At 60.8% G+C, this 5,491-nt stretch carries 5 protein-coding genes; 4 read left to right on the top strand and 1 reads right to left on the bottom strand.

The genetic code is table 11. From position 1 onward, the window contains the following. Positions 1–169: 169 nt before the first annotated feature. Genes tauA through tauD form a run of 4 tightly spaced genes read left to right on the top strand, consistent with a single transcriptional unit; the run spans position 170 to position 3,579 of the window. Entirely contained in the window at positions 170–1,132 is a 963-nt protein-coding gene (gene tauA / locus B498_RS00825) for a taurine ABC transporter substrate-binding protein (RefSeq protein WP_008503399.1), read from the top strand. Positions 1,133–1,142: 10 nt separating this feature from the next. After that, the gene (gene tauB / locus B498_RS00820) at positions 1,143–1,910 is read left to right on the top strand and encodes a taurine ABC transporter ATP-binding subunit (protein ID WP_008503400.1); all 768 of its coding nucleotides are present in this window, start codon (positions 1,143–1,145) and stop codon (positions 1,908–1,910) included. After that, positions 1,907–2,734 (top strand): taurine ABC transporter permease TauC, encoded by an 828-nt coding sequence (gene tauC / locus B498_RS00815; protein WP_008503401.1) that lies wholly within the window; start codon positions 1,907–1,909, stop codon positions 2,732–2,734. The genes tauB and tauC overlap by 4 nt, the downstream gene beginning before the upstream one ends. Continuing rightward, on the top strand, positions 2,731–3,579 hold the full coding sequence (tauD, locus tag B498_RS00810) for a taurine dioxygenase (RefSeq protein ID WP_008503402.1): 849 nt from the start codon (positions 2,731–2,733) through the stop codon (positions 3,577–3,579). The genes tauC and tauD overlap by 4 nt, the downstream gene beginning before the upstream one ends. A gap of 106 nt (positions 3,580–3,685) precedes the next feature. Here tauD and B498_RS00805 read toward each other — a convergent pair whose 3' ends face one another. Continuing rightward, positions 3,686–5,386, bottom strand: a complete 1,701-nt coding sequence (locus B498_RS00805; protein WP_008503404.1) for a lysophospholipid acyltransferase family protein — start codon at positions 5,384–5,386, stop codon at positions 3,686–3,688. Between the last annotated feature and the right edge of the window lie 105 nt (positions 5,387–5,491).

Below are 5,491 nucleotides of genomic sequence, written 5' to 3' on the forward strand. Positions count from 1 at the left end.
AGGCCGGGTAAGCGCAGCGCCACCCGGCATAAAACAACCGCACAAAACCAACTATCCTTTCCCATTTTTTATCTAAAAACGAATCGTTATGAGCGATTCATTTTTATTCCTTTATCAAAATTCCCGCGTTGGAAATACTGCCCTCATAACAACAAGGGGAGCAGGTACTATGGCAATTTCATCGCGAATCACACTACTCGGCGCACTGGCGCTGTGGGCATTTCAGACGCAGGCGGTGGACGTCACCGTCGCGTATCAAACTTCTGCGGAACCGGCGAAAGTCGCGCAGGCGGATAACACCTTTGCCAAAGAGAGCGGCGCGAAGGTCGACTGGCGCAAGTTCGACAGCGGCGCGTCCGTGGTGCGTGCGTTAGCCTCCGGCGACGTGCAGATCGGCAATATCGGTTCCAGCCCGCTGGCGGTTGCGGCCAGCCAGCAGGTGCCGATTGAGGTGTTCCTGCTCGCCTCGCAGCTCGGTAACTCTGAAGCGCTGGTGGTGAAGAAAAACATCACCAAACCGGAAGACCTGATCGGCAAACGCATCGCCGTGCCGTTTATCTCCACCACCCACTACAGCCTGCTGGCGGCGCTGAAACACTGGGGCATCAAGCCGGGTCAGGTTCAAATCATCAACCTCCAGCCGCCGGCGATTATCGCGGCCTGGCAGCGTGGCGACATTGACGGGGCCTATGTGTGGGCGCCTGCGGTGAACGAGCTGGAAAAAGACGGCACCGTGCTGACCGACTCCGAAAAAGTGGGCCAGTGGGGTGCGCCAACCCTCGACGTGTGGGTCGTGCGCAAAGACTTCGCCGAGAAACATCCTGAGGTGGTGAAAGCCTTCGCGAAAAGCGCGATTGACGCCCAGCAGCCGTACATCAGTAACCCGGATGAATGGCTGAAGCAGCCCGCCAACCTGGAGAAACTCTCCCGCCTGAGCGGCGTGCCGGAAGCGGACGTGCCGGGGCTGGTGAAGGGCAATACCTATCTGACGCCCGCGCAGCAGGTGCAGCAGCTGAGCGGGCCGGTTAACAAAGCGATTGTGGATACCGCCACCTTCCTGAAGGAGCAGGGCAAAGTGCCCGCGGTAGCGGCGGATTACAGCCAGTACGTGACCGATCGTTTTGTGAAATAAGGAGTTCGCCATGCTGAATATTACAAATCTGTCTGCCGATTACGGTGGTAAACCCGCCTTACAGGACATCAACCTGACGCTGGACAGCGGTGAGCTGCTGGTGGTGCTGGGCCCGTCCGGGTGCGGAAAAACCACCCTGCTGAATCTCATCGCCGGGTTTGTCCCTTATCAGCATGGCACCATTCAACTGGAAGGCAAAAAGGTGGAGGGCCCCGGCGCCGAGCGCGGCGTGGTCTTCCAGAATGAAGGCCTGCTCCCGTGGCGCAACGTGCAGGAAAACGTGGCGTTTGGGCTGCAGCTTGCGGGCATCCATCGTGAACAGCGGCTGGAAACCGCGCGGGCGATGCTGAAAAAAGTGGGGCTGGAAGGCGCGGAAAAACGCTATATCTGGCAGCTTTCCGGCGGCCAGCGGCAGCGTGTCGGGATTGCCCGCGCGCTGGCCGCGAATCCGCAGCTGTTGCTGCTGGACGAGCCGTTCGGGGCGCTGGATGCCTTCACCCGCGAGCAGATGCAAACCCTGCTGCTGCGCCTCTGGCATGAGACGGGCAAGCAGGTGCTGTTGATTACCCACGATATCGAAGAGGCGGTGTTTATGGCGACCGAGCTGGTGCTGCTCTCGCCCGCGCCGGGCCGCGTGCTGGAGCGTTTGCCGCTGGATTTTGCCCGCCGCTACGTCGCGGGAGAACCCGTGCGCAGCATCAAATCCGACCCGCTGTTTATCGAACAGCGTGAATACGTCTTAAGCCGCGTGTTTGAACAGCGGGAGGCTTTCTCATGAGCATCGTCTTCAGTGAAAAAACGCGCCGCACGCGTCTGGCGCTGCGCTGGCCTTTCTCACGTCAAATCACGTTGAGCGTCGGTACGCTGCTGGTGCTGCTGGCGGTGTGGTGGGCAGTTGCTGCCCTGCAGTGGGTCAGCCCGCTGTTTCTGCCGCCGCCGGGACAGGTGCTGACCAAACTCATTACCATCGCCGGCCCGCAGGGCTTTATGGATGCCACGCTCTGGCAGCACTTAGGTGCCAGCCTGGCGCGTATTCTGGTGGCGCTGCTGGCGGCGGTGATTATCGGCATTCCCGTGGGGATTGCGATGGGGCTGAGCCCGACGGTGCGCGGCATCCTCGACCCGCTGATTGAGCTTTATCGTCCGGTCCCGCCGCTGGCCTATCTGCCGCTGATGGTGATCTGGTTCGGCATCGGTGAAACCTCAAAAATCCTGCTGATTTATCTGGCGATTTTCGCCCCGGTGGCCATGTCGGCCCTGGCGGGCGTGAAGAGCGCCCAGCAGGTGCGGATCCGCGCGGCGCAGTCGCTGGGGGCCAGCCGTACGCAGGTGCTGCTGTTCGTGATTTTACCGGGCGCACTGCCGGAGATTTTAACCGGGCTGCGCATCGGCCTCGGCGTGGGCTGGTCCACGCTGGTGGCGGCTGAGCTGATTGCCGCCACGCGAGGGTTAGGGTTTATGGTGCAGTCGGCGGGTGAGTTCCTGGCGACTGACGTGGTGCTGGCAGGGATCGCGGTGATCGCCGCGATTGCCTTCGGATTAGAACTGGGGCTGCGCGCGTTACAGCGCCGCCTGACGCCCTGGCATGGAGAAATACAATGAGTGAACGTCTGACCATTACCCCGCTGGGGCCGTACATTGGCGCACAGGTATCGGGCCTGGATGTGACCCGTCCGCTAAGCGATAACCAGTTCGAGCAGCTGTACCACGCGGTGCTGCGTCATCAGGTGGTGTTCCTGCGCGAACAGGCGATCACCCCGCAGCAGCAGCGCGCGCTGGCCCTGCGGTTTGGCGATCTGCATATCCACCCGGTCTATCCGCATGCGGAAGGGGTGGAGGAGATTATCGTCCTCGACACCCATAACGATAACCCGCCGGATAACGATAACTGGCACACCGATGTGACCTTTATCGAGACGCCGCCCGCCGGGGCGATTCTGGCGGCGAAGCTGCTGCCGGAGACGGGGGGCGATACGCTGTGGGCCAGCGGCATTGCGGCGTATGAGGCGCTCTCCGAGCCGTTCCGGACGCTGCTGAGCGGGCTGCGGGCGGAGCACGATTTCAAAAAATCGTTCCAGGAGTACAAGTACCGTAAAACGGAAGAGGAGCATCAGCGCTGGCAGGAGGCGGTGGCGAAGCATCCTCCGCTGCTGCACCCGGTGGTGCGGACCCATCCGGTCACGGGCAAGCAGGCGCTGTTTGTGAACGAAGGTTTCACGACGCGCATTGTGGACGTGACGGAAAAAGAGAGTGAGGCGCTGCTCAGTTTCCTGTTCGCGCATATCACCAAGCCGGAGTTCCAGGTGCGCTGGCGCTGGCAGGAGAACGATCTGGCGATCTGGGATAACCGCGTGACGCAGCATTATGCCAATGCGGACTATCTGCCGCAGCGCCGGATTATGCAGCGGGCGACAATTTTGGGCGATAAGCCGTTTTACCGCCCCTGATCCTGTAGTACCTGTAGGCCGGGTAAGCGCAGCGCCACCCGGCGAAAACGGTGCACAATTGCCGGGTGGCGGCTACGCCTTACCCGGCCTACAAAATACCGCACATTTAAAGGTGCGCCTCAATATACCGCTGATAGCGGTTCGCCTTCAGGTAACACAAATCCACCAGCACCAGCCCGTCAACGCAGTTGTTGAACGCCGGGTCGCTGCCAAAATCAATAAACTGCACGCCGCCGGGCTCGCACAGCTCGGAATATTGCTTATAAAGCGGCGGAATGCCGCAGCCAAGATTGCCGAGCAGGGATTTCAGCTTCGTCAGATCGTCCACGTAATCCACGCCGCCAAACTGCGCCAGGACGTCCGGCAGGGACGCGGGATACGGCTGGCGCGAGGCGGCGAGCGGATGCGTCGCCGGGAACCACAGGCGGTAAAATGCCACCAGCAGATCCCGCGCGGCAGGCGGTAAGCCACCGGAAATCGAGACCGGGCCAAACAGGTAGCGGTAGTGCGGATAACGCGCCAGATACGCCCCAATGCCGGACCATAAATAGTCCAGGCCGCGGCGCCCCCAGTAGCGCGGCTGAATAAAGCTGCGCCCCAGCTCAATGCCGTGTGCCAGCACGTCCTGCATTTTGTCGTCGTAGTGGAACAGGCTATAGCTGTACAACCCCTCAACGCCGCGCTTTTCGATCTGCATGGCCGTCGGCATAAAGCGATACGCGCCGACGATCTCCAGATCCTCCTCATCCCACAGGATCAGGTGCAGATAATCATCGTCGTAGCTGTCGGTGTCCCGGCGTTTGCCGCTCCCTTCCTCCACCGCGCGAAAGGCAATCTCGCGCAGGCGGCCCAGCTCCCGCAGCAGCGGGGCGTCTTCCTGACCGTTGCGCTGCCAAAGATAGATGGTTTTCCCGTCGCTGGTTTTGCCCAGAGATTCGGCCTGCGCCAGCGCGCGCTTCAAAGTGGCCCTGTCTTCCGGACGGGCAATCGCGCACTGGGTTTTAAAGACGCCGGGCACTCCCTTGCCAAGACGCATCACGTGCTGACGGCACTGCTCGGCCATCTCACGCGACGAAAGGGTGGCGCTGTGCCAGTGATGCCACGCAATTTGCTGGCCGATTTTAATCGGCAGCTGGCTGTGGCGGCGGCGGAACATCTGCTGCATCAGCAGCAGCATCGACAGCGTCGGGGAGACCAGCGTGCTGGCGTAAAAGATCAGGCTGTTGTGCGCCTGAATATGCACCGGCAGCAGCGGGACGCGCAGCTTGCCGGCGAGTTTGATAAAGCCAGAGTGCCATTTCTTATCGCGAATGCCTTTGCGCGTGGGGCGGGAAACTTCGCCTGCCGGGAAGAAGATCAGTACGCCCGCGTTTTGCAGGTGCTGTTCCATCTGCACCAGCGACGACTTCGCCGTCCTGCCGCCCATATTGTCCACCGGAATAAACAGCGAGCTGAGGGGCTCAAGGTGGGTCAGCATCCGGTTGGTCACGACTTTAACGTCGCGCCGCACGCGGGAGACGGCGTACAGCAACGCCAGACCGTCCAGCGTACCCGTCGGGTGGTTGGCAATAATGACCAGCGGGCCATGTTCGGGGATTTGTTCGAGATCGCGGGCGGAAACGGTGCAGAGAATATCAAGGTGTTCCAGAACCTGCTCCACCATATCCAGTCCTTTTAGATGGCGGTGGGCGGCGGCAAACTGCTGAAACTCGTCTTCGTAGAACAGTCTTTTTAACAGACTTTTTTGCCAGGGTGCGGGCCTCGCCTGAGGCCAAAGATCGTCGAGAACGCTATCGAGGCTAAACATGGTCACTCCTCCTGCCGTCTTGCGAAGACAGTAGAAGGCGCAGATGTCGATTGTATTGCAGTTGGGTGAAGATTTGAGCAGAGAGCAGGCCGGGTAAGGCGAAGC

The organism is Enterobacter sp. SST3 (assembly GCF_000286655.1).
Lineage (GTDB): Bacteria > Pseudomonadota > Gammaproteobacteria > Enterobacterales > Enterobacteriaceae > Enterobacter > Enterobacter roggenkampii.